Origin of the sequence: Rhodobacter sp. NTK016B, assembly GCF_017303295.1 — a bacterium.
Taxonomy (GTDB): domain Bacteria; phylum Pseudomonadota; class Alphaproteobacteria; order Rhodobacterales; family Rhodobacteraceae; genus Pararhodobacter.
The window spans coordinates 19,796-39,147 of the sequence record NZ_JAFKOK010000006.1 but is presented as its reverse complement, the minus strand read 5'-3'; the positions used below and the strand labels follow the sequence as shown (position 1 = coordinate 39,147).

Sequence of the window (19,352 nt, the reverse complement as noted above, 5' to 3'; positions counted from 1 at the left end):
CGCTCAGTGGGCCATGGCCGAGGCGGCGTTACGGTTCGGGCGTTGCAGGATCAGCACCACGGGCAGCATCAGGAACGCCGCGACCCCGGTCAGCCAGAACGCATCCTGAAAGGCCAGCAGGCTGGCCTGTTGCTGCACCTGCCCGGCGATGTAGGCGGCCCCCTCGGCCGAAGACGGATCAAGGTTCAGCGGTGCAAGCCATGCCCGTGCCGTCGCATCGAACGGCGTGATGCCCGAGGCCAGCGTCGCGTAGTGAAACTGCATCCGGCTGGCCACCTGCCAGCCGACCAGCGCGATGCCCACCGAAGACCCCAGCGACCGGGTCACGCCATAGATACCCGACGCCTCGTCTTGCTGTTCCGAGCCGATATTCTGGAAGGCGAGGGTCGACATCGGCACGAAGAACAGCCCCATGCCAAACCCCGACACGACACCGGGCAGCGCCAGATCCCAGAACCCGGCATTGAGGTTCAGAAGGCCCAGCAGGATATTGCCCGTCCCGGTCAGGATCAGGCCCACGACCAGCAGCTTGCGCGGATCGAACCGTGTGACCAGAACCGATCCGGTCAGTACCATGGAAAAGCCCGCCGCCGCCCCGCGGGGGATGAACAGAAAACCCGCATCCAGCACCGGATAGCCCAGAAGGCCCTGCACGAAGAGCGGCAGGATCGCGATAGAGCCGAACATCGCCACGCCGAAGCCCATGATCGCGACATTCGCGCCGGCAAAGCTGCGGTCGCGAAACAGCGAGAAGTTGATGATATTGTCGGGTTTGCCGCGCCCGCGCAGGACGAAGGTCGCGGCGCAGGCGATCATCGTGATCGCGGCGACCTGAATCAGCTTCGACGCGAACCAGTCGCGGGTTTCGCCCAGATCCAGCATCAGTTGCAGCGACGCGATGGCCCCGACCATCAGCGCAAGGCCGATCCAGTCGACCTTGATCCGCTTGGTGTCTTCGGATTTCAGCTCGCCCGACATCATGATCAGCGCAAAGGCCGCGATGGGCAGGTTGACGTAGAACACCGCGCGCCACGAGAAATACTCGGTCAGCAGCGCGCCGATCGTCGGGCCCAGCACCGGCGCCACCACGACGCCGAGGCCGAAGAACGCCATCGCCTGCCCGCGCTTTTCCTTGGGAAAGCTGTCGAACAGGATGGATTGCGACAGCGGGATCAGGAAAGCGCCGAAGATGCCCTGACCAAGGCGGCAGGCAACCATGACCTCGACGCTCCATGACAGGCCGCACAGCGCCGAAAAGGTGGCGAAGCCCAGAATCGCCGTGATGATCAGCCGCCGCCGCCCGATTCTGCGCACGAAGAACCCGGTCAGCGGCATGACCACGACGGAGGCGACGATATAGCTGGTCAGAATCCAGACCGTCTGATCGTTGGTGATGCCGAAAGCGGCCTGAATCTGCGGCAGGGCCACGTTGACGATTGTGCTGTCGAGTACTTCCAGCACCGCCGTCAGCACCACGGCCAGCACGATGGTCCAGCGCACGGCCTTGGCCGTGTCGCCTGGTGCAGCCGCGGCGGTCATTGCCCGTCATCCAGTCCCGACGTGTCGACGGTCACGCTGGCACTGGCACCGACGCGCAGTTGCATTGCGGGATCATCGGGGCGGGTATCGAGGGTGATGCGGACCGGGAAACGTTGCGTGACCTTGACCCAGTTGCCGCTGGCATTCTGCGGGGGCAGCAGCGAAAAGACCGCGCCCGATCCCGCGCCGAGGCTCTGGACCGTGCCGTCAAGCGTCAGGCCCGGATACATGTCGATGCCGATCGTCACCGGCTGACCGGGTCGCAGGCGCGCTAGGTCGGTTTCCTTGAAATTCGCGTCGATCCACCACGCATCGTCCTCGACCAGCGAAAAGAGCGGCATGTTCGGCGCCACCAGCGCGCCGGGCCGCAGGTCGAGATTGGCGACCCAGCCCGAAACCGGCGCCGTCACCTGCGCGCGCGCAAGGTTGATCTGCGCCAGCGTCAGCTGCGCCTCGGCCGCGCGTACGGCGGGATTGTCGCGTCCGGGCGTTCCGGCCCGCTCACGCGCCGCCGCCAGCGCGGATTGCGCATTGTCCAACGCGGCCTGCGCCTGATCGCGCGCCGTCGTGGCCTGATCCAGCGCGGCCTGAGACACGTCGTTGAGGTTGAACAGCGCCTCGGTCCGGTCATAAGCGTTCTGCGCGTCGGTCAGCGCCGCGCGGGCGCTGTCGACCTGTGCCGAGACCGAAGACAGGTCGGTGATCGCCGCGTTGGTCTGCTGAAGGGCGGCGTCATAGCTGGCCTGCGCAGCCTGTACCGACGCTTCCAGATCGGCGGTGTCGATTTCGAACAACAGATCGCCGGCCTCGACATGCTGGTTTTCCACGACCGCCACCCTGTCGATCGCGCCGCTGACCTGCGGGGCGATGGTCAGCACATGGGCCCGGAGATAAGCGTCGTCGGTGGACGGGTGAATGCGTTCATGTTCCCACCACAGCCACAATCCGCCGCCCGCGGCGACAACGGCTGTGACAAGGACGAGGGTCTTGAGATGTTTCATGGCGGGACCTGGTAAGACGGGGGCGGACCCCGATCAGGGGCCCGCAGCCAGTGGTGACGGGCGCTCAGGCGCCGAAGAGTTGGGGGAACAGCCCGGCCAATCCGAACAAGATGAGATAGGCGGCGATCACGTAGTTCAGTATCCTCGGGAAGATCAGGATCACCACGCCCGCGATCAGCGCCAGAAGCGGCTGAAGGATGAAAACCCCGGTCATGCGTCTTGCGGCGCGGAAGCGCCGACCTCGGCTTTGTGCGCCTCGTCAAAGGCGAGCCGCAAGTGGTTTTCCGCGTCGGTGTCCAGATTGGTCCGCAGCACCCGTCCGCCATGTTCGCCCAGCCGTTCGATGACCCGGTCGGAGGCTTCGGTGCGCACCATCATGAACAACGCCGCCTGACCCGGTTGCAGGACACCGGCCACGTCTTTCATGAAATTGTCGTTGATCCCGTAATCGGTCAGCGCGCCCGACAGCGCCCCGGCCCCGGCGCCGACCGCGACCCCCAGCAGCGGGTTGAAGAAGATCATCCCGACCAAAAGGCCCCAGAAGGCGCCACCGGCGGCCCCGGCGGTCCACATATTGACCATCTGGTTCAGCTTGACGTTGCCCTTGTCATCCGCGACGGCGACGACCGCGTCGGCCACGTCGACCAGATATTCCCGGGCCATGGTCATCAGATCGGTGCGGGCTTCTTCGGCTTTTTCGGGTGTGTCGTACCCGATGACGATCAGTTCGGACATGAGGTTCTCCTTTTCAGTCCAGCTGTTTCAGGTTCGGTGTTTCAGGTTCGGTGTGATGTTCAGTTGGGCGAGACGTAGGCGGTGTCGAAGCTTTCGACCCATTGCTGCACCGACCGCTCGAGATCGCTCACATGACGGCCATGCGCCTCGGCATCGGCGAATTCGCCGTTCAGCCGGGCCTGCAGCCGCGCGTAACGCTCCTTGAGCTCTTTCGCGGTCAGATGCGCCGAGTCGTGGTGCCAATGCGCCTGTTCGCGCAGCTTTTCCTCGGCGTTGTGGATCTTTTGCCCCAGCGCCTGCAGGCGGTCGTGAAGGGTGTCGTTTTCCATGGCAGGTCTCCTGTTTCGGGGGGTCAGTTCATGTACCAGCCGTGGCTGACGACCAGCGACTGACCGGTGAGCGCGTTGGTGGGGAAGGCGGCAAAGACATGGGCCACTTCGGCCACGTCCTCGATCGTGGTGAATTCCTGATCGACGGTTTCGCCCAGCATGATCTTGTTGACGACTTCGTCTTCCGAGATGCCCAGATCGCGCGCCTGCTCGGGGATCTGCTTTTCCACCAGCGGCGTTTTCACGAAGCCGGGGCAGATGACGTTGGCGCGGACACCGTGCTTGGCGCCTTCTTTCGAGATAACGCGCGCAAGGCCCAGCAGGCCGTGTTTCGCGGTCACATAGGCCGATTTCAGCGGGCTGGCTTCCTTGGAATGGACCGAGCCCATGAAGATGATCGACCCCGAGCCCGCCTCGTACATATGCGGCAGCACGGCTTTCGTGGTCAGGAAGGCACCGTCGAGATGGATCGACAGCATTTTTTTCCACTGCTCGAAGGGGAAGTCCTGCAGCGGATGCACGATCTGCACCCCGGCATTGGACACCAGCACGTCGATGCGGCCCCATGTCTCGATGACCTTGGCGATACCGGCATTGACCTGATCTTCGTTCGTAACGTCCATCTCGACGGCGATGGCTTCGCCCGGCCCCTGCGCGGTCAGGTCGTCGGCGGTCTTTTGCGCCGCGTCCAGTTTCAGGTCGGCGATGACGACCTTGGCGCCGTCGGCGATGTAGCGTTTGGCGATGCCGTGGCCGATACCGCTGGCCGCGCCGGTGATGATGCAGACTTTGTCTTTCAGGTTCATGGTCTTGTCTCCTTTGAGGAATTCAGGGCAGCTCAGGCGAGGTAATCGTGCACGACCTCACCCAGACCCAGCGTCAGGTCGGTGAGCAGGTGAACGGCAGAGAGGACTTCGCGCACCGGCAGGTCCGATACCGGGGCCAGCGCGTGCTGGTGCAATTCAAGCCCGGCGGGGCCTTCCCATGCGCCTTTCAGGGTCACGTCCTTGGTGTAGTAGCGGACCAGTTCGCAGATGCGCGGCGTGCAATCGACATGCGGGATGACCTTGAGCATGAAGTTCGGCGCGTCGAATCCCTTGAGCACCGTGGCGTGGTCCAGCTCGCGGTGTTTGTAGCCCATGGTCCCGGTGGCAACCCGGACGGACCCCACATCGAGCGTCCCGACCAGCGTGTCCTTCTCGACCCTGAGCGCGGGATCGGCGAGCTTCTTGGGAAAGCCCCAGATTTCGCGGCCCCCGGCGATGGGCGCGTCGTCATTGAGGAACATCGAGTGGACATAGCCACCGGCGACGCCGTTGAAGGAAACGGGGATCACCTGCCCGCTTTCTGTGTAATCGCCAAAGCCGGTGCTGTCGGGCATACGGATGAATTCGTATTTGACCACCGGTTCGAGGATCTCCAGCGGCTCGGGCACCACGCGGCGCAAAGCCGCCATGTCGGTGCGGTAGGTGATCGTCAGGAATTCGCGATTGACGAAGCGATAGGGCCCTTTGGGATAAGAGGGGCTGGTGACCGGCATCGCGAAGGCGTTTGCCACAAGGTCCTGGGCATTCATGTCAGAGTTCCTTAGCTTTCGGGTGTTCCAAGATCGAAGACGTGCAGGCCATCGGCCTCCACGCGGCGGGATTTCCATGACGGGTGAGACAGCGTGCGGGTGACGTCCCCGATCCCTGCGGCCCAGTGGTCGGACATCGACGGGCGCGAGAATTCGTAATCCTTGCCGCTACCCTCGAAGCCCTCCTTGCGGTGGATCAGATGCACCAGCGTGACGGGACAGGACGGTCCGGCGTGGCGCAGCAGGGCAAGGTCGGGGTCGTCCTTCAGCGCGTCGGGCAGTTTCGCGGCAAGCCGGTCCGCGGCGGCACTGAGCGCGTGCAGCTGGCGGTAGCGATCCGTGGTCAGGCGCGTCCGGCTGGAATACTGGATGTCCTTCTGGCGCTGCTGCACCTCGATGACATCGACCGGCAACCCGCCGCGCGCATTGAACAGATCGACCTGAAAGACACAGAGCGGCGTGTCGCCCTCGGCCTGTTCCATCACGTATTGCAGCGGCGTGTTCGACACGAGGCCACCATCCCAGTACCAGCGCCCGTCGATCTCGACCGGCGGAAAGCCCGGGGGCAGGGCTCCGCTGGCCATGATGTGGCGCGCGTCGATCCGGGTGGTGCGGCTGTCAAAGTAGCGGAAGTTCCCGGTCTCGACATCGGTGGCGCCGACGCAAAGCCGCGGGCCGGTGGCGTTGAGACGGTCGAAATCGACCAGCTCGTTCAACGTCGCCTCAAGCGGGGTGGTGTCGTAGAAGCTCAGGCTCGGGTCGGGCAGGAAGGGCCAGAACGCGCTGGGCATCCGCGGCCGGAAAAAGCCCGGCGCCCCGGCAAGCGTAACCTCAGCTGCCGCCATTTCCGAATAGGCGCGGCGACCGGCCGGGGTCCAGAAAGGCGCCGATACCGGCAGGTTCGACGTGATCCTTTTCCAGAAGGCCTGAAGGGCGGGCACGCGGTCCTTGTCGCGGTTGCCGCAGATCAGTGCGGCGTTGATCGCCCCGATCGAAATTCCGGCGATCCAGTCAAAGGAAAACCCGGCCTCGTCCAGCGCCGAGAACGCCCCGGCCTGATAGGCGCCAAGCGCTCCGCCCCCTTGCAAGACCAGTGCGTTGAGTTCGGAAGTGGCCATGTCGAGCGTTCCCTGTAAGCGGCGTATCGTGCCATGGCCCAACATTTAGGAACGCTCGTCTACGCAGGCTTTTCGGCAACCTTACATCTGCGACAGGTTCGCCAAGTCTTTCTGACACAAAGAGAAAACCCGCCACCAAGGGTGACGGGTTCGCGGTCCGGGAGGGGGCGATGCTCAGTTGCCGTAGAGCCATCCGTGCAGCGGGTAATCATGCGGCGGCGGGCCGCCGAACACCGCGTCATAGGTTGCCTGTTCGAAGCCGCGCACGTTCGCTTCGCTGCGATGGTCGGCGGGCGCATCCGAGTTGAGATAGGTGCAGAACGCGGTGATCATGATGTCGGCGACATCCGCATCCGTGGCATTGGGATAATCGCCGCGGATCTGCTGCGCGACTGTATAGAGCGACTGATCGTCAAGCTGGGCCGTACCGACCGTCTGCGCCAGTTGCGACAGATCAAGCGTGTTGCTTCCGGCTTCGGCGAAGACCGGCGCGGGCTGCGGGCATTCAAGCGGTTGCGTTTGGGCGAGGGCCGGGGCCGACAGGCACAGGACCGTCACGACAGAGAGAAGGGGGTGTTTCATAACGCGTTCCTTTCAGAAATCTTGGTGAGGCAGACGTGCCGGATCACGGTGAAGCATCGGGGCGCGCCCCGAGACCGGGACGGGGATCAGCACCATGGGCTTGGCTTGGCGCGGGAGCAGGCCAGCAAACGCGGCGCCGATCCTATCGGTCAGATGTTTCAGGCAGAGATACAGCATGGTCGGCCTCTCGGGGTTGCATCACCATGAGGGACGTTCTGACCGATCGTTTTGCAGCAGGTTTGTCCGAAGACTTACATTCGTGACAGGTTTCCCGGCGCGTGGCGAAAGACCCTGTGCGGCGTGCTCAGGTCCGGATCGACAGAAACCGGAACTGGATCGAACCATCCTCGGGGTCGATCATCGGCGTGGCGCGGACCCGGAAGATGCGGGCAAGGCAATCGGGGGTCAGCACCTCGGCCGGCGGGCCGCAGGCGACCATCCGCCCCTCGGACATCACGCCCACCCGGTCACAGATCATCGCCTGATTCAGGTCGTGCAGCGCCATGATCACGGTCACCGGCAGCGCCGCGACCAGCCCCAGCAGCGACAATTGATGATGGACGTCGAGATGGTTCGTCGGCTCATCCAGAATCAGCAGGCGTGGCTTTTGCGCCAGTGCGCGCGCGATGTGGATGCGCTGCCGCTCGCCGCCCGACAAGGTGGACCACGGCCGCGCCGCCATCCCGGCCATATCGACGGCTTCGAGCGCTTCGTCGACGATGCGGTGATCCTCGGGGCCGAAGGGGGACAGCGGCGAGAGCCACGGCGTGCGCCCCAGCTCGACCGCGTCGCGCACGCAGAGCGCCTCGCCGGTATCCGCGAATTGCTCGACCAGTGCGATGCGCTGGGCGACCTGACGGCGGCTCAGCGTGGCCATCGGTTCGCCGTCCAGCCGGACCTCGCCCGCTGCGCGCGGCACCAGACCCGCGAGAAGCCTCAGCAGCGTGGACTTGCCCGAGCCGTTGGGTCCGACAAGGCCGAAGGTCTCGCCCGGCCGGATCTCGCACGAGACGTCGCGCACGATACGGCGCCATCCGAGATTGCGGGCCTCGATCTTCACGGCTGCCTCCGTTTGCGGATCAGGATCAGCGCGAAGGCCGGGGCGCCGACCAGCGCGGTGACCACGCCGATGGGCACGACCTGGCCGGGGATCAGCACGCGCGACGCGATGTCGGCGGCAATCAGGAAGATCGCGCCTGCCAAAGCCGAGGCGGGGACAAGCCGGGCATGACGCGGCCCGACAAGGAAGCGCATCGCGTGCGGGATCACCAGCCCGACGAACCCGATCGACCCGACCAGACTGACAAGCGTCGCGGTCATCAGCGTGACGGCGGCGATCAGCACCAGTTGCACGCGCCGCACCGCGATCCCCAGCGCGGCCGCCGCCCCCGAGCCGAACGAGAACGCATCGAGCGGGCGCACATGGGCAAGGCAGGCAAGGAACCCGGCCACCACGACCGGAAGCGCCAGCGTAACATCGGGCCAGCGGACGCCCGACAGGTTGCCCAGCAGCCAGAACATGATGCCCCGCGCCTGTTCCGCATTGGCCGATTTGGCGATGATGAACGACGTCAGCGCATTGAAAAGCTGCGATCCGGCGATACCCGCAAGCACCAGCTGCGCGGGCCCGCCGCCTGCCGCCCGCGCCAGCAGCGCCACGATCACAAAGGCCGAAGCGGCACCACCGAAAGCCCCGGCGGTAATCCCGATCGCCCCGCCTCCGAGGCCAAGGATCGTGACCGCCACCGCGCCCGCCCCGGCCCCTGCCGAGACGCCCAGCAGATAGGGATCGGCCAGCGCGTTGCGCACCAGCGCCTGCAGCACGACCCCCGACAGCGCCAGTCCCGCGCCACAGCAGGCGGCGACCAGCGTCCGTGGAAGGCGATAGCTCCACAGGATGCCCGCGTCGATGGGGTCGATCGCCCGCTCGGCCCCCCAGAGCTTGACGGCCAGCACGTCGCCCACCAAGCCCAGCGGCAGCACCACCTCGCCGATCATGACGCCCGCGAGAATCGCGAGCGCCAGCAGCACCGCCCCCAGCCCCCCGCGCGTCAGCACGGGGAGGGCAAGCGCCGAGAGGGCGGCGCGATGGGTCATTCCGGCGTGAATCCGGCCAGCGCGGCAGACAGGGTTTCAAGCGCGTCGATATTGCGGATCGACGGATCCATGCCATGCGCATCGAGGATGACGATGCGGTTATTGCGCACCGCGTCCATCTGGCTTGCGACCGGATCGGTGCGCAGGAAGTCGAGCTTGCGTTCGACATCGTCCGCCTCGAACCGGCGGCGATCCATCCGGGCCAGCACGATGATGGTCGGATTGGCGCGGGCGATGGATTCCCAGCCGACGACGGGCCATTCCTCGTCGCTTTCGATGATGTTGCGCAGTCCCAGCGCCTGCATCATGTAGGCCGGTACACCGCCCCGGCCTGCGACGAAGGGGTCGGTATCCATCTCGGCCGACGAGAACCAGAACACCGCCGAGGCGTCGTCCAGATCGAGTGCCCGCGCAGTCTCGATCGCCGCCGCCTCGCGCGTGCGCAGCTCTTCGACCAAGGCCGTGCCGCGTTCGGGACTGTCAAAGATCCGCGCCAGTTCGTCCACGCCCTGATAGAGACTGTCCATCGCGTAGCGTTCAAGCCGCGTCCCGTCCGACCCGGTGCTGTTGTCCTTGCCGATGCAATCCGACGGCAGGACATAGGTCGCGATCCCGAGATCGGCGAATTGCTCGCGCGTGGCGACGATGCCCTGCGGTCCGACATGCCATTCGTATTGCACGGCCACCAGATCCGGCCGCAGCGACACGACGCTCTCGAAGCTGGGGTCGTTATCGGCGATGCGCGGGACGATTTCGTTCACAGCCCCGAATTGCGGCAGGACCGACGTGAACCAGACCGAGGTGCCGAGCACCCGCTCGCCAAGGTCCAGCGCATATAGGATCTCGGTTGCCGCCTGCCCGACCGAGACGACACCTTCGGGCGCGGCGTCGAAGGTCAGCTCGACCCCGCAATTATCAAGGGTCAGTGGATATGCGGTCTGCCCCAGCGCTGGAAGCGCGGGAAGCATCGTCGTCAGCGCAGCGGTCAGAAGCGCGCGCCGGGCTGTGGGGGAACGGGTCGTCATGGGAAGGCTCCGGTGTGAAAGGGGCCGGAGGGATGCGAAGGGCAGGGTGCCGGGCCAACCCCATGGCTCGCCCCTGCCGTGACCATGGCGGTAACGGCTTGGAAGCTGGCGATGGCGCACGGTATCGTGCGCGCGAGGGAGAACATCATGGTACACCTCCCCGGACACCCCGCCCGGGCCACGTTGCAGACAGGTCGGCAGGTCTCCTGACTGGCGTGTCGTCACGGGCAGCTGCCTTCCCATGGCCCGGCGAACCGGGGTCACAGTGGCATTTTCGCTGCGCGCTCGGCGCCTACAGTTGCGGGGGCAGTTTCGGTTCACCGGCGGACCGGCGGCGAATTCCCTTTTGATCCCTTGCGGGAACCGACAGCGGAATGGGTAGAGGACGGGCCGTCCCTTGGCAAGTGTGCGTTGCAAGCCCGCGCGCAAGAACGCCTGTCCGGGTGGGGCTCAGGTGGGCAACGTATGTGTTCTGCGACGCCGAGGTCGCTGTTCGTGGGGACCGCTTTCACACCGAAAAGGCGCTTCTAACAGTACGTGGCGCTGCCATGACGAACTTGTCCCATAGTGCTTCCTTCCATTCCGACGAACGGATCGCACCATCAAACCGTGGGAGCAAACACCTAGAGAGGCTTTCTCGTTCTGGGGCAGCTACTGCGTAACGTCCACCACGGTGGACATGTTGAGAGGTAGAGAAGGGCTGCGAAATGGGTGACCGGAAGTGAGATCGGAAGAGTGGCTTCCGGCGCCCGTCTTAGAGAATATCTGATGGCGAAATCTGCCCAGAAAGTCACCCTGTCCCCGTCCCGGGATATTCCCTTTGACAAGCTCGTGCTGAGCCAGTCCAACGTCCGTCGCATCAAGACGGGCATCTCGGTCGAGGAACTAGCCGAAGATATCGCCCGCCGCAGGTTGCTGCAGAGCCTGAGCGTCCGGCCCGTTCTGGCTGATGATGGTTCCGAGGCCGGTAAGTTTGAAATCCCAGCGGGCTGTCTGCGCTTCCAGGCCCTGTCTCTTCTGGTGAAGCAAAAAAGTTTGGCCAACACGACGCCCATTCCATGCATCGTTAGGGATGCCAAGTCCGTGATCCTCGCCGAGAACGACTCGCTCGCTGAGAACATGCAGCGCGCTGCCCTGCATCCGCTCGATCAGTTCCGCGCCTTCGTGGCGCTGCGGGAGAAGGGTCAGGGCGATGAAGAGATCGCAGCCGCCTTCTTCGTCACACCGCAGGTGGACAGCCACGCCTCCGCCTTCTTCGGCAGGGTGCCGGTATCGGTCCTCTACGACAACGACAGCTGTATGGTTGCGAAGATCCTGGCGGACGGCACACGTCAGCGGGTTCCTGTCCCACTACCTGTTCCGCGACCGCTATGGCCGCCCAGGCAAGGGGAACGACAGGGGCAACGCGCAAGGATTGGTCGGCTACTCCCGCCGCAACTTCATGATCCCGGTCCCGCGGTTTGTGAGTTGGGCTTCGTTCAACGCCTACTTGGAGGAGCCGTGGCGCAAACGTCAGGCGGATGTGTCGTCAAGCCCTTGCGTAATGGTCATCCCGCAGACCGGGTCTACGTCAGCGGACCCGGTCTGCGGGCCGCCCTGCAGCTCCGAAAGATCGTCGTCGGTTGGGTTCTGATGGTCTGGTTGCGGATGGATGGGGCTCATGTAAAAGTCCTTGAGTTTGCTTGAGCCCGCACCAGCAGCCTGATGCGGTTTCACGAATGGCCCGCGCGCGCCCTTTGTTTGGAGGGCAAAGCCATGTGACGCCGTTCATTGGCAGCTCAGATCGCAGCCACGGCCTTGGCCAGCAGGTCGCGCACTTGGCCTGCGACGGCTGTCAACTCGGTGTTGTCGATTGCCTGCATTGAGGCAACCGGGTCGACCGCGCTGACCTCGACCCCTCCCTCAACCTCCCGAAGGATCACGTTGCAGGGCAACATGGCGCCGACGCGTGGTTCGATCCCAATGGCTTGATAGGCCATCTTCGGGTTGCAGGCGCCGAGGATTCTGTAGGCGGGCATGTCGGCATCGAGCTTCTTCTTCATCGTTGCCTGCACGTCGATCTCGGTCAGAACGCCAAAGCCATTGTCGGCCAGCGCTGTGCGTGTTCGGGCATCAATATCTTCGAAGGATACCCCCTCGAAGGTTCGGTTGATCGTGTAGTTCATGGCAGCATCCTTTCAGTCGAAACCATCGATCGCGTGGTCCGGGCCCCGCCGAGGCGCGTGTCCGGGCTGCCGCGTCGGGCTCAAGGCCCACGCTTCGAAGGTCTTAGTCTCTTCGTTATGATATCCCCTGAAAGCAGCGCACAGAGTGATGCAGATCAGTGTGCGTTCGGGACATTTCCGATTTGATGTTCGCAGAGTGGCCTTTGCCGCCGCAGCCGCCCTGACGGCCAACATGGCCTTGGCGCAATAGGGTGAAATGCCCAACCGTGATGCACCCTTCTATCACGGGCACGATATGATGTGGGGCAGCGATCAATGGGGAGGGTTCGGAATGGTACTTGGTCCGATCTTCATGATCCTGATCCTGGTTGGGATCGTCGTTGGTACAATCTACGTCTTGCGTCTGTTCTGCGTGGCCGGCAGTGGCCAGCCCGCACATGATCGGGCGCTGATGTTACTCAAGGAGCGCTACGCAAAGTACGCAAAGGGTGAAATCGACACGCAAGAGTTTGAAGAGCGTAAGAAATTACTGGCGCACTGACGCATGTCAATCTTGCAGGTGCTCCGATGTATCATGCTCAGCCATGTAGGTGGGCAATGGCCATTCTCAGAACAGATAGGAATACAATGAACCGGATCGTATACATCGTCGGCCTCGTGGTCATTGTCTTGTTCATCCTCGGCTTTTTCGGCCTTCGCTAAGGGCAGACATTCTCGTAACCAAACAATTGGAGGCGAAACCATGATCCGCGATAAAATCCCAAAGTCCGACGACGCCGACCACGGCCTTGGTGCAAAAGGCACGATATCTCAAGCAGGGCGTTCAAGTGGGCGTTTGTCGCGTGACATCGGCACGCAGGATGCGGCAACCAGATCGTGCTTGGTACCTTCTTGTCCACCTTCGGTATTGCCTGTTGGTCCTTGCCACCGTTCGGGGAAGCGGCACTTCCTATTTCGTGCCAGTGATCGCCATGACCTTGGTTATGATCCTTGCCGTCGCCAGCCTTGCAACGCTCACCAATTTCATCCACCACATCGCGACGTCAATACGCATCGAGACCATACTGGCCAATCCTTCGGCATAAGCCTGCAAGACTGTTGCGCGCATATTCCCAGAGCCGGGGGCCTCGTCAGCACCTCTTCCAGAGACACCGATTGCGCAGGCTCTGCCGCCGGGTTTTGACGACGATAGCCGCTCTGTGGTCACGTCAGGCAGCGGTTACATTCAGTCGATCGATCTGGACGGGCCTCTGCAGGTCGCCAGCGACAATGATTTTGTTGTCCGGCTAGAGCGTCAGACCGACAACTTTGTTCGCAGCGCCGAATCCTTTGGCTTTGCTTTCGCCTACGGCCGGGTCTCCGATACGGTAGCCTACGACCTGTCCAATGCGTTCTCGTTTGGTCCCGAGCATACGCCCGAATACGATATCGAGTTCTCGCTAAGGCGGATTGTGGAAATTGCGCAACTGCCTTGTCTTCAGGGGACAACCACCCGACAACCGCGCTATATTGCGTGGATCGTCTGGGCGAGGTTCTTGGGCTTTTGGCAGATCGTTAGTTTCCCTCGGGCCGGATCGTGGATCAGTACAGGAAACTGTGGATCCGCTTCCCCCCGAAGCCTCTTGGCCAGAGGCGTGACGGTGAGCCCTTGCACGATGATCGGGAAGACGATCAGCAGCGTGCCAATCTGGAGAGCGTTCACCGAAACCTGCGTTTTGCGGCGTGCCGGCTTACAGGGAGGCTTGGCTGGACCACCGGACTCGGGCCCACCCCGGGGTGGGATCGTTAGCTTTTTGTCACGTCGCCGACCGGGAAGCCGCCTGTCGCCCGGCGTGTCGGATGAATCATTGCCAAGGCCCAAGCTTGTCCCGGCATATGTATCGCCGGAAGATCCGCCCAGATCAAAGCCGGGACGGTCGAGCTTTTTCCCGCTGTCATCTGTTGCGTAGGGTTCGTTCTGTGCAGGCGTCTTGTTGCTGTTCTTATTGGGATTTTTGTCACCTCTTGCGCCTCGAAAATAGAAGCAGCGGCCGATTTCTCACTATGTTTCATGGTCTTTCTCCTGTCGTAGGGGGCCTTCCTCCGGACACGGAGGGTCACAAAATGAGGACATGCGCACAGTCAGGGTCTGCGGACTGAATTCCCTCCGGCGATGATCCTGCGGATCAGAGCTGCAGCGGCGCGGTGCTTTACGGCATCAGCTTCGGACCCGATTGCGTTCTCGTGGGTTGCCGCTGCATCCGTGAGAACACCCATGATCTCTTTCTCGGGCAAAATCTGCGCGTCATTCAGCGCGAGAAGCAGAGCTTCGCAGATGGTAAGCGCGGCCATTCCTGAATGCATTTGGTCGTCTGTCATAGGGTATTGGCCTTTCCAACGAGCGCGACGCTGAGATGCGCCTGCTGCTTACGGAGCAGACTCGCAAGGAATCTAATATACTGTGCTGATGGACATCAGTCCCACGGGCGATTTCTTTTGCTAGGTCTTCGCCGACTACCGAAGAGGGACAAATGATCGAAAACACACCGCTTGTCCGCAAGCTTGGCGCATTCGTCGCCCTGTCAGACCCCGAATTGTCGGTGCTTGCGTCCTTGCACAAGCGCCGCCGTACGTTCGTGGCGGGGCGCGATCTTGTCCATCAGGGGCAGTCAGATCAGGCCGCCTATATCCTCGCCTCTGGTTGGGCCTGTTCCTACAAGCTTCTTGAGGATGGTCAGCGGCAGATCGTTGATTTCCAGATCCCTGGCGATTTTCTGGGGCTTCGCAGTGTGCTTTTGAACGTGTCGGATCACAGCATCGAACCCGTGACGGACATCGAAGTGACGGAAATTCTTGTCACCGACCTTCTGACCGCATTTGCTCACACGCCCCGACTGGCCACCGCGGTACTGTGGGCCGCGTCCCGCGACGAGGCGATGGTGGTCGAGCATCTGGTGGATTTGGGACGCCGCGATGCGGCCGAACGCATGGCGCATTTCCTGCTGGAGCTTGGTGCCAGGCTTGCCTTGGTCGGATTGGGGAGCAAGGAAGGTTATGCCTGTCCGCTGAGCCAATACCTTCTGGCTGACGCGCTTGGGCTGAGTGCCGTCCACGTCAACCGAGTGCTGAGGCAGTTGCGCGAAGCCGGAATGGTCACGTTTCGGGACGGGTTCGTCGCGTTCGACGATTATGATCAACTGGTCAATTTCGCCGGGTTCGAACCGTCTTACATGGACCAGAAAGGGCCACTTCTCCATTAAAGTCGTGCTGTATTTGCCTGCCGTCAGATGCGACCCAGCAGCATCAGGATGACCACGATGATCAGAAACGCGCCAAGAACACCGGTTCCGGCATGACCGAAGCCGTAGCCATAGCCGCCGAAGCGCCCGCTGAACCCGCCGAGAAGAAAAATGATAAGAATGATGATCAGGATCGTACCGAGTGACATAGCGATTTCTCCTTTGGGGGGCGCCGCGCGTCATGCAAGACGCACCGATGGTGGTATTGTCGGCAAGAGGTCGTTTCAGTTCCCCTCGATGGTCACGCCATGCTCGTTGATCTCGATGTCGATGCCGCTTTGGCGTTCCTGATAGTAGAAATAGCCTGCGCCGATGAGGCAGACCGCGAGGACTCCGATCAAGACGAGAAGAAGATTTCGGCTCATAGGAACTGTCCTCTCTGGCACGTGGAACTCTTGTCCAAGACGGAACACTGATCGCTAGGGGGCCGTGCTGCCGGGACCATTGCCTGCGAATTGGTGGACGCTCGAAGTACGGGGGTTCTAGGCGTCACGGATGGTATCTTTGATGCTGCCGACAGCGTTCTGAACCTTGCCCTCGACCTTTTCAGCCTGTCCTTCCGCCTCAAGCTTTGAGTCGCCGATCGCCTTGCCGACTGCAACCTTAGCCTTGCCTTTGACGACCTTTGCGGAGCCGATCACCCGATCCTTGTCCATCACCCGTTCCTTTCCTAGAGCTGCGGCCGCCAAACGTGTGGCGACCATGAAGCATCCTGCCGTGTTTGTGCAGTTTGCGTACTGATGCAGGTCAGCGCGTCGGCGTGATCACGATTTCGACCCGACGGTTTTGCTGCCTGCCGGCAGCGGTGGCATTTGTCGTGATTGGCTCGTTGTGGCTGCGACCGGAATAGGTAATCCGCGACGAGGATACGCCGTCCCCAATCAGGATGCGTGCCACGGCCAAGGCCCGGTCCTGGCTCAGCTGTTGGCAATAAGCGGCAGAGCCGACGTTGTCGGTATGACCCACGACACGGACGGTTGAGTTCGGGTGCGCTTCCAGCGATCAGGCGACCTCTCGCAGGGCGGGCCGGAAACTGGAGGCCACCGCGGCGCGCCCTGTCAAGAACGTTACACCCTCGGGCAGATTAACACGCAACTGGCTGCCGGTGTTGGTGATGACCGCGCCAGTGCCTGCGAGCTGCTGGTTCAACTCGCGTTCCTGTTGGGCGATGTTGGCCCCGATGGGACCTCCGACTGCAGCGCCGATCGCGCCGCCGATGATGGTGAATCGCGTGTCATCCCCAATGACGTTGCCAACAGCCGCGCCCGTTACGCCTCCAATTATTGCACCCGTTACCGGTTGGTTCGCCGTGCCATCGTTGTAGGTACAGCCAGCCAAGGCGATGATTGTTGTCGCAGAAAGAACTCCAGAAATCTTGATCATGGAACGTGTCCTTCTGGAGAGAGCCTTTTCAGAAAATGACGTGGTGCAATGCGTCGAACTGGGCGAAAAGTCTTTTTCGTCTATTGTCTCAAGGCGAAGGTTCGAGCGGGAACTCATAAATTGGTTTCCCGTTTTCGCCTGCCCGGCTCGTATTTCCGGGCAGGGAAGCCATCACGTCACGCGAGAGCGTGGGTCGCGGCGTCGAGGGACTTGTGTGTGTCGGCGTCGTTCTTGGCCGTGTGGGCCTTTTCCGCAGCTTGGTAATGCTTCAGCGCCGCGTCCTTCTTCGGACCGGAGGGCGCCTTGTCCCACGCGGCCTTCACGGTTTTCATCTTGTCGGCGACGTTGGTCGATTTGTTGGTGGCGGGTGTCATTGGATTGTCCTTTCGAGGACGGTCCGGAAACGGGAAACACGCGGGGCATGGGGACGAGGGGACAGCTTGCCCCCCGTGTCTCAGGCTCACTCGGACTGGTAAATGTCCACCGATATACGGTGAACGTTCAGACTATCGCACCACCGTCGTCGAGCCATACTGATACAGGTTGGTCTGCTCCCGTGAATCCGGAGGACTTTTGACCTGGGTCGGTTTTTCGGAGGGACTTTGCCTTGTTCGGCAGCACGCGCGTGCCTGCCCGGCCCTCAAGGATCGCGCGAGCGTCCTTCAATTGACCAATACCCGCACGCTTTCCGCTGGCCTGGACAAAGGCGATGGCGGCACCGACCTTTGGACCCATCGACCCCGGTGCGAGCTCGAGGTCGCTCATCGCCTCGGGTGTCGCTGCGCGAATCGCGCTTTGATCCGCTTTGCCATAGTTGCGGAAGACCGCCGGCACATCGGTCAGCAGCAAGAGCGCGTCGGCCTCGACGCCCAAAGCCAGCAATGCCGACGTGCGGTCCTTGTCGATGACCGCCTCGACGCCCATCATCTCCCCGTCCGTGTTCCGCATGACGGGAATGCCACCACCCCCGGCGCAGATCACGGTGTGCCCGGCGCCCAGAAGGACCTTGATGGCGTCCAGGCCCACGATCCTGAGGGGCAGCGGCGAGGGAACGACGCGGCGGCGGCCGCCGGAGCCTTCGGTGACCATGGCCCAGCCATGATCTTGTGCCGCCTGCTTTGCATCGGCCTCAGTGTAGACGGGACCAATGGGCTTGCTCGGGGTCTCAAACGCGGGGTCATTCGGATCGACCTCTACCCGACTGAGCAGGGTGGCACATTGCGATCCCTCGGGGAGGGCGTTCATAAGCTCTTGCTCGATCAGATATCCGATCATGCCCTCGGTTTCGGCGCCCAGCACATCCAGCGGCCAGGGCTTCGCCGCATCGTAGGCCGCCCCCTGAAGCGCCAGAAGGCCGACCTGCGGCCCGTTGCCGTGCGCCACCACGATCTGATGATCGCGGGCCAGGTCTGCCAGCGCCGTTGCCGCGATCCGCACATTCGTATGCTGCGCTTCGGCCGTCATCGGCTCTCCGCGCTGCAAAAGCGCGTTGCCGCCAAGGGCCACTACCACGCGCATTTCAGGACCCCATCGTGGCGACAAGCACCGCCTTGATTGTGTGCATTCGGTTCTCTGCCTGATCAAAGACGACGGAGGCTGCGCTTTCGAACACTTTGTCGGTCACCTCCATGCAGTCGATCCCGAATTTCTGGAACGTCGCCTCGCCCACTTCGGTGTCGCGGTTGTGGAAGGCAGGAAGGCAGTGGAGAAACTTGGCGTAGGGATTGCCGGTCATCTCCATGACCTTTGTGTTGACCTGATAGGGCGACAGGAGAGCGATCCGCTCTTCCCAGACCTCATCAGGCTCCCCCATGGAGACCCAGACATCCGTATAGACGAAATCGGCTCCTTCAAGCCCTTCGGCATGCTTCTCGGTCAGGGTTATCCGGGCTCCGGTCGTCTCGGCCAGGTCTCGGCACTGCGCCACGAGGCCCGCGTCAGGCCAGCAGCTTTGGGGACCACACAGGCGGATGTCCATTCCGATCAGGGCGGCGCCCACCATCAGGCTTGAGCCCATGTTGTTGCCGGCATCCCCCATGAAGCAAAAGGCGATATCAGACAGATGTTTGTGTGTGAACTCGCGCATGGTCATCAGATCGGCGAGGATCTGTGTCGGGTGGAAATCATCCGTAAGCCCGTTGAACACCGGCACGCCTGAGAATTCCGCCAGAACCTCGGCATCCTTTTGGCCAAAGCCACGATACTCGATCCCATCGTAGAACCGGCCCAGAACCCGCGCGGTGTCCTTCATGGTTTCCTTGTGGCCGATATGGCTGCCCGATGGCCCAAGATAGGTGACATGCGCACCCTGATCGTAGGCCGCCACCTCAAACCCACTGCGGGTGCGCGTGCTGTCCTTTTCAAAGATCAGGGCGATGTTCTTGCCGTCCAGCATTTGCTGTTCATATCCGCCCGCTTTCGCCATCTTGAGGGTGGCGGCGAGTTGCAAAAGATGCCGGATTTCGTCCGGCGTGAAATCAAGCAGCTTGATAAAGCTGCGTCCGCGCAGGTTCTGTGGCATTGG

25 protein-coding genes, 3 pseudogenes and 1 riboswitch are annotated in these 19,352 nt (G+C 62.5%); of the genes and pseudogenes, 5 read left to right on the top strand and 23 right to left on the bottom strand.

The features are described from left to right. Positions 1-3 precede the first annotated feature (3 nt). The 12 genes from JI664_RS09220 to JI664_RS09165 all read right to left on the bottom strand — a co-directional run bounded on the left by JI664_RS09220 (position 4) and on the right by JI664_RS09165 (position 10,002). Complete coding sequence (locus JI664_RS09220) at positions 4-1,539, bottom strand: DHA2 family efflux MFS transporter permease subunit (RefSeq protein WP_207013433.1); 1,536 nt, start codon at positions 1,537-1,539, stop codon at positions 4-6. Further along, complete coding sequence (locus JI664_RS09215) at positions 1,536-2,540, bottom strand: HlyD family secretion protein (protein ID WP_207013432.1); 1,005 nt, start codon at positions 2,538-2,540, stop codon at positions 1,536-1,538. The genes JI664_RS09220 and JI664_RS09215 overlap by 4 nt, the downstream gene beginning before the upstream one ends. A 64-nt stretch (positions 2,541-2,604) precedes the next feature. Next, on the bottom strand, positions 2,605-2,754 hold the full coding sequence (locus JI664_RS09210; protein ID WP_207013431.1) for a DUF3096 domain-containing protein: 150 nt from the start codon (positions 2,752-2,754) through the stop codon (positions 2,605-2,607). Continuing rightward, the gene (locus JI664_RS09205; RefSeq protein ID WP_207013430.1) at positions 2,751-3,275 is read right to left on the bottom strand and encodes a DUF1269 domain-containing protein; all 525 of its coding nucleotides are present in this window, start codon (positions 3,273-3,275) and stop codon (positions 2,751-2,753) included. The genes JI664_RS09210 and JI664_RS09205 overlap by 4 nt, the downstream gene beginning before the upstream one ends. A gap of 59 nt (positions 3,276-3,334) precedes the next feature. Further along, a complete protein-coding gene (locus JI664_RS09200) occupies positions 3,335-3,604 on the bottom strand; it encodes a 3-ketoacyl-ACP reductase (RefSeq protein WP_207013429.1) in 270 nt (89 codons plus the stop codon). Positions 3,605-3,627: 23 nt separating this feature from the next. Then, positions 3,628-4,410 carry a 3-hydroxybutyrate dehydrogenase gene (locus JI664_RS09195; protein ID WP_207013428.1) on the bottom strand — a complete coding sequence of 261 codons (783 nt, stop codon included), beginning with the start codon at positions 4,408-4,410 and terminating at the stop codon, positions 3,628-3,630. Positions 4,411-4,442: 32 nt separating this feature from the next. Beyond that, entirely contained in the window at positions 4,443-5,180 is a 738-nt protein-coding gene (locus JI664_RS09190; protein ID WP_207013427.1) for an acetoacetate decarboxylase, read from the bottom strand. An 11-nt stretch (positions 5,181-5,191) separates the two neighbouring features. Further along, a complete protein-coding gene (locus tag JI664_RS09185) occupies positions 5,192-6,298 on the bottom strand; it encodes a patatin-like phospholipase family protein (protein ID WP_207013426.1) in 1,107 nt (368 codons plus the stop codon). A gap of 174 nt (positions 6,299-6,472) precedes the next feature. After that, positions 6,473-6,880 (bottom strand): hypothetical protein, encoded by a 408-nt coding sequence (locus JI664_RS09180; RefSeq protein ID WP_207013425.1) that lies wholly within the window; start codon positions 6,878-6,880, stop codon positions 6,473-6,475. A gap of 304 nt (positions 6,881-7,184) precedes the next feature. Next, positions 7,185-7,940, bottom strand: coding sequence for an ABC transporter ATP-binding protein (locus tag JI664_RS09175; protein WP_207013424.1), 756 nt, complete (start codon positions 7,938-7,940; stop codon positions 7,185-7,187). Next, positions 7,937-8,977, bottom strand: coding sequence for a FecCD family ABC transporter permease (locus JI664_RS09170; RefSeq protein ID WP_207013423.1), 1,041 nt, complete (start codon positions 8,975-8,977; stop codon positions 7,937-7,939). Before JI664_RS09170 ends, JI664_RS09175 begins: the two co-directional genes overlap by 4 nt. Then, positions 8,974-10,002: an ABC transporter substrate-binding protein gene (locus tag JI664_RS09165; RefSeq protein ID WP_207013422.1), complete on the bottom strand. Its 1,029-nt coding sequence runs from the start codon at positions 10,000-10,002 to the stop codon at positions 8,974-8,976. Before JI664_RS09165 ends, JI664_RS09170 begins: the two co-directional genes overlap by 4 nt. A 179-nt stretch (positions 10,003-10,181) precedes the next feature. Beyond that, a riboswitch (cobalamin riboswitch) is annotated at positions 10,182-10,385 on the bottom strand. A gap of 385 nt (positions 10,386-10,770) precedes the next feature. Here JI664_RS09165 and JI664_RS09160 point away from each other — a divergent pair. Continuing rightward, a pseudogene (locus JI664_RS09160) lies at positions 10,771-11,236 on the top strand (ParB/RepB/Spo0J family partition protein); the annotation flags it as partial. 5 nt (positions 11,237-11,241) lie between these two features. Next, a pseudogene (locus JI664_RS09155) lies at positions 11,242-11,524 on the top strand (IS21 family transposase); the annotation flags it as partial. A gap of 256 nt (positions 11,525-11,780) precedes the next feature. On the opposite strand, the gene JI664_RS09150 reads toward JI664_RS09155, so the two are convergent. Next, a complete protein-coding gene (locus JI664_RS09150; RefSeq protein WP_207013421.1) occupies positions 11,781-12,167 on the bottom strand; it encodes a DUF302 domain-containing protein in 387 nt (128 codons plus the stop codon). A gap of 256 nt (positions 12,168-12,423) precedes the next feature. Here JI664_RS09150 and JI664_RS09145 point away from each other — a divergent pair, with 256 nt between their 5' ends. Together JI664_RS09145 and JI664_RS23970 are read left to right on the top strand one after the other, a co-directional pair. Further along, entirely contained in the window at positions 12,424-12,708 is a 285-nt protein-coding gene (locus tag JI664_RS09145; protein ID WP_207013420.1) for an SHOCT domain-containing protein, read from the top strand. 319 nt (positions 12,709-13,027) lie between these two features. Beyond that, a pseudogene (locus tag JI664_RS23970) lies at positions 13,028-13,618 on the top strand (DUF2254 family protein); the annotation flags it as partial. A 334-nt stretch (positions 13,619-13,952) separates the two neighbouring features. Here the strand turns inward: JI664_RS23970 and JI664_RS23965 are convergent. Continuing rightward, the gene (locus JI664_RS23965; protein ID WP_286174014.1) at positions 13,953-14,219 is read right to left on the bottom strand and encodes a hypothetical protein; all 267 of its coding nucleotides are present in this window, start codon (positions 14,217-14,219) and stop codon (positions 13,953-13,955) included. Between the two features lie 69 nt (positions 14,220-14,288). Next, positions 14,289-14,510 (bottom strand): hypothetical protein, encoded by a 222-nt coding sequence (locus tag JI664_RS09130; protein WP_414707732.1) that lies wholly within the window; start codon positions 14,508-14,510, stop codon positions 14,289-14,291. 167 nt (positions 14,511-14,677) lie between these two features. On the opposite strand from JI664_RS09130, the gene JI664_RS09125 reads away from it, so the two are divergent. Beyond that, a complete protein-coding gene (locus JI664_RS09125) occupies positions 14,678-15,406 on the top strand; it encodes a Crp/Fnr family transcriptional regulator (RefSeq protein WP_207013416.1) in 729 nt (242 codons plus the stop codon). Between the two features lie 23 nt (positions 15,407-15,429). On the opposite strand, the gene JI664_RS09120 is transcribed toward JI664_RS09125, so the two are convergent. From JI664_RS09120 to argF, 8 genes are all read right to left on the bottom strand, one after another. Next, entirely contained in the window at positions 15,430-15,594 is a 165-nt protein-coding gene (locus JI664_RS09120) for a DUF3309 family protein (protein WP_207013415.1), read from the bottom strand. A 75-nt stretch (positions 15,595-15,669) separates the two neighbouring features. Beyond that, complete coding sequence (locus JI664_RS09115; RefSeq protein ID WP_165617216.1) at positions 15,670-15,810, bottom strand: hypothetical protein; 141 nt, start codon at positions 15,808-15,810, stop codon at positions 15,670-15,672. A gap of 117 nt (positions 15,811-15,927) precedes the next feature. Next, positions 15,928-16,149, bottom strand: coding sequence for a CsbD family protein (locus tag JI664_RS09110; protein ID WP_286173986.1), 222 nt, complete (start codon positions 16,147-16,149; stop codon positions 15,928-15,930). Positions 16,150-16,192: 43 nt separating this feature from the next. After that, complete coding sequence (locus JI664_RS24240; RefSeq protein WP_414707731.1) at positions 16,193-16,444, bottom strand: OmpA family protein; 252 nt, start codon at positions 16,442-16,444, stop codon at positions 16,193-16,195. A gap of 3 nt (positions 16,445-16,447) precedes the next feature. Continuing rightward, positions 16,448-16,828: a glycine zipper domain-containing protein gene (locus JI664_RS09100; protein ID WP_207013413.1), complete on the bottom strand. Its 381-nt coding sequence runs from the start codon at positions 16,826-16,828 to the stop codon at positions 16,448-16,450. 176 nt (positions 16,829-17,004) lie between these two features. Next, positions 17,005-17,202, bottom strand: coding sequence for a hypothetical protein (locus JI664_RS09095; RefSeq protein WP_207013412.1), 198 nt, complete (start codon positions 17,200-17,202; stop codon positions 17,005-17,007). Positions 17,203-17,329: 127 nt separating this feature from the next. Continuing rightward, positions 17,330-18,346 carry a carbamate kinase gene (gene arcC / locus JI664_RS09090; protein WP_207013411.1) on the bottom strand — a complete coding sequence of 339 codons (1,017 nt, stop codon included), beginning with the start codon at positions 18,344-18,346 and terminating at the stop codon, positions 17,330-17,332. A gap of 1 nt (position 18,347) precedes the next feature. After that, the gene (gene argF / locus JI664_RS09085) at positions 18,348-19,349 is read right to left on the bottom strand and encodes an ornithine carbamoyltransferase (protein ID WP_207013410.1); all 1,002 of its coding nucleotides are present in this window, start codon (positions 19,347-19,349) and stop codon (positions 18,348-18,350) included. Positions 19,350-19,352: the final 3 nt, after the last annotated feature.

Excerpts from the sequence above, each read along its gene's own strand:
- JI664_RS09220 (WP_207013433.1), bottom strand. The coding sequence starts at position 1,539 with ATGACCGCCGCGGCTGCACCAGGCGACACGGCCAAGGCCGTGCGCTGG.
- JI664_RS09215 (WP_207013432.1), bottom strand. The coding sequence starts at position 2,540 with ATGAAACATCTCAAGACCCTCGTCCTTGTCACAGCCGTTGTCGCCGCG.
- JI664_RS09210 (WP_207013431.1), bottom strand. The coding sequence starts at position 2,754 with ATGACCGGGGTTTTCATCCTTCAGCCGCTTCTGGCGCTGATCGCGGGC.
- JI664_RS09205 (WP_207013430.1), bottom strand. The coding sequence starts at position 3,275 with ATGTCCGAACTGATCGTCATCGGGTACGACACACCCGAAAAAGCCGAA.
- JI664_RS09200 (WP_207013429.1), bottom strand. The coding sequence starts at position 3,604 with ATGGAAAACGACACCCTTCACGACCGCCTGCAGGCGCTGGGGCAAAAG.
- JI664_RS09195 (WP_207013428.1), bottom strand. The coding sequence starts at position 4,410 with ATGAACCTGAAAGACAAAGTCTGCATCATCACCGGCGCGGCCAGCGGT.
- JI664_RS09190 (WP_207013427.1), bottom strand. The coding sequence starts at position 5,180 with ATGAATGCCCAGGACCTTGTGGCAAACGCCTTCGCGATGCCGGTCACC.
- JI664_RS09185 (WP_207013426.1), bottom strand. The coding sequence starts at position 6,298 with ATGGCCACTTCCGAACTCAACGCACTGGTCTTGCAAGGGGGCGGAGCG.
- JI664_RS09180 (WP_207013425.1), bottom strand. The coding sequence starts at position 6,880 with ATGAAACACCCCCTTCTCTCTGTCGTGACGGTCCTGTGCCTGTCGGCC.
- JI664_RS09170 (WP_207013423.1), bottom strand. The coding sequence starts at position 8,977 with ATGACCCATCGCGCCGCCCTCTCGGCGCTTGCCCTCCCCGTGCTGACG.
- JI664_RS09165 (WP_207013422.1), bottom strand. The coding sequence starts at position 10,002 with ATGACGACCCGTTCCCCCACAGCCCGGCGCGCGCTTCTGACCGCTGCG.
- JI664_RS09150 (WP_207013421.1), bottom strand. The coding sequence starts at position 12,167 with ATGAACTACACGATCAACCGAACCTTCGAGGGGGTATCCTTCGAAGAT.
- JI664_RS09145 (WP_207013420.1), top strand. The coding sequence starts at position 12,424 with ATGCCCAACCGTGATGCACCCTTCTATCACGGGCACGATATGATGTGG.
- JI664_RS23965 (WP_286174014.1), bottom strand. The coding sequence starts at position 14,219 with ATGAAACATAGTGAGAAATCGGCCGCTGCTTCTATTTTCGAGGCGCAA.
- JI664_RS09130 (WP_414707732.1), bottom strand. The coding sequence starts at position 14,510 with ATGCATTCAGGAATGGCCGCGCTTACCATCTGCGAAGCTCTGCTTCTC.
- JI664_RS09125 (WP_207013416.1), top strand. The coding sequence starts at position 14,678 with ATGATCGAAAACACACCGCTTGTCCGCAAGCTTGGCGCATTCGTCGCC.
- JI664_RS09120 (WP_207013415.1), bottom strand. The coding sequence starts at position 15,594 with ATGTCACTCGGTACGATCCTGATCATCATTCTTATCATTTTTCTTCTC.
- JI664_RS09115 (WP_165617216.1), bottom strand. The coding sequence starts at position 15,810 with ATGAGCCGAAATCTTCTTCTCGTCTTGATCGGAGTCCTCGCGGTCTGC.
- JI664_RS09110 (WP_286173986.1), bottom strand. The coding sequence starts at position 16,149 with ATGGTCGCCACACGTTTGGCGGCCGCAGCTCTAGGAAAGGAACGGGTG.
- JI664_RS09100 (WP_207013413.1), bottom strand. The coding sequence starts at position 16,828 with ATGATCAAGATTTCTGGAGTTCTTTCTGCGACAACAATCATCGCCTTG.
- JI664_RS09095 (WP_207013412.1), bottom strand. The coding sequence starts at position 17,202 with ATGACACCCGCCACCAACAAATCGACCAACGTCGCCGACAAGATGAAA.
- arcC (WP_207013411.1), bottom strand. The coding sequence starts at position 18,346 with ATGCGCGTGGTAGTGGCCCTTGGCGGCAACGCGCTTTTGCAGCGCGGA.
- argF (WP_207013410.1), bottom strand. The coding sequence starts at position 19,349 with ATGCCACAGAACCTGCGCGGACGCAGCTTTATCAAGCTGCTTGATTTC.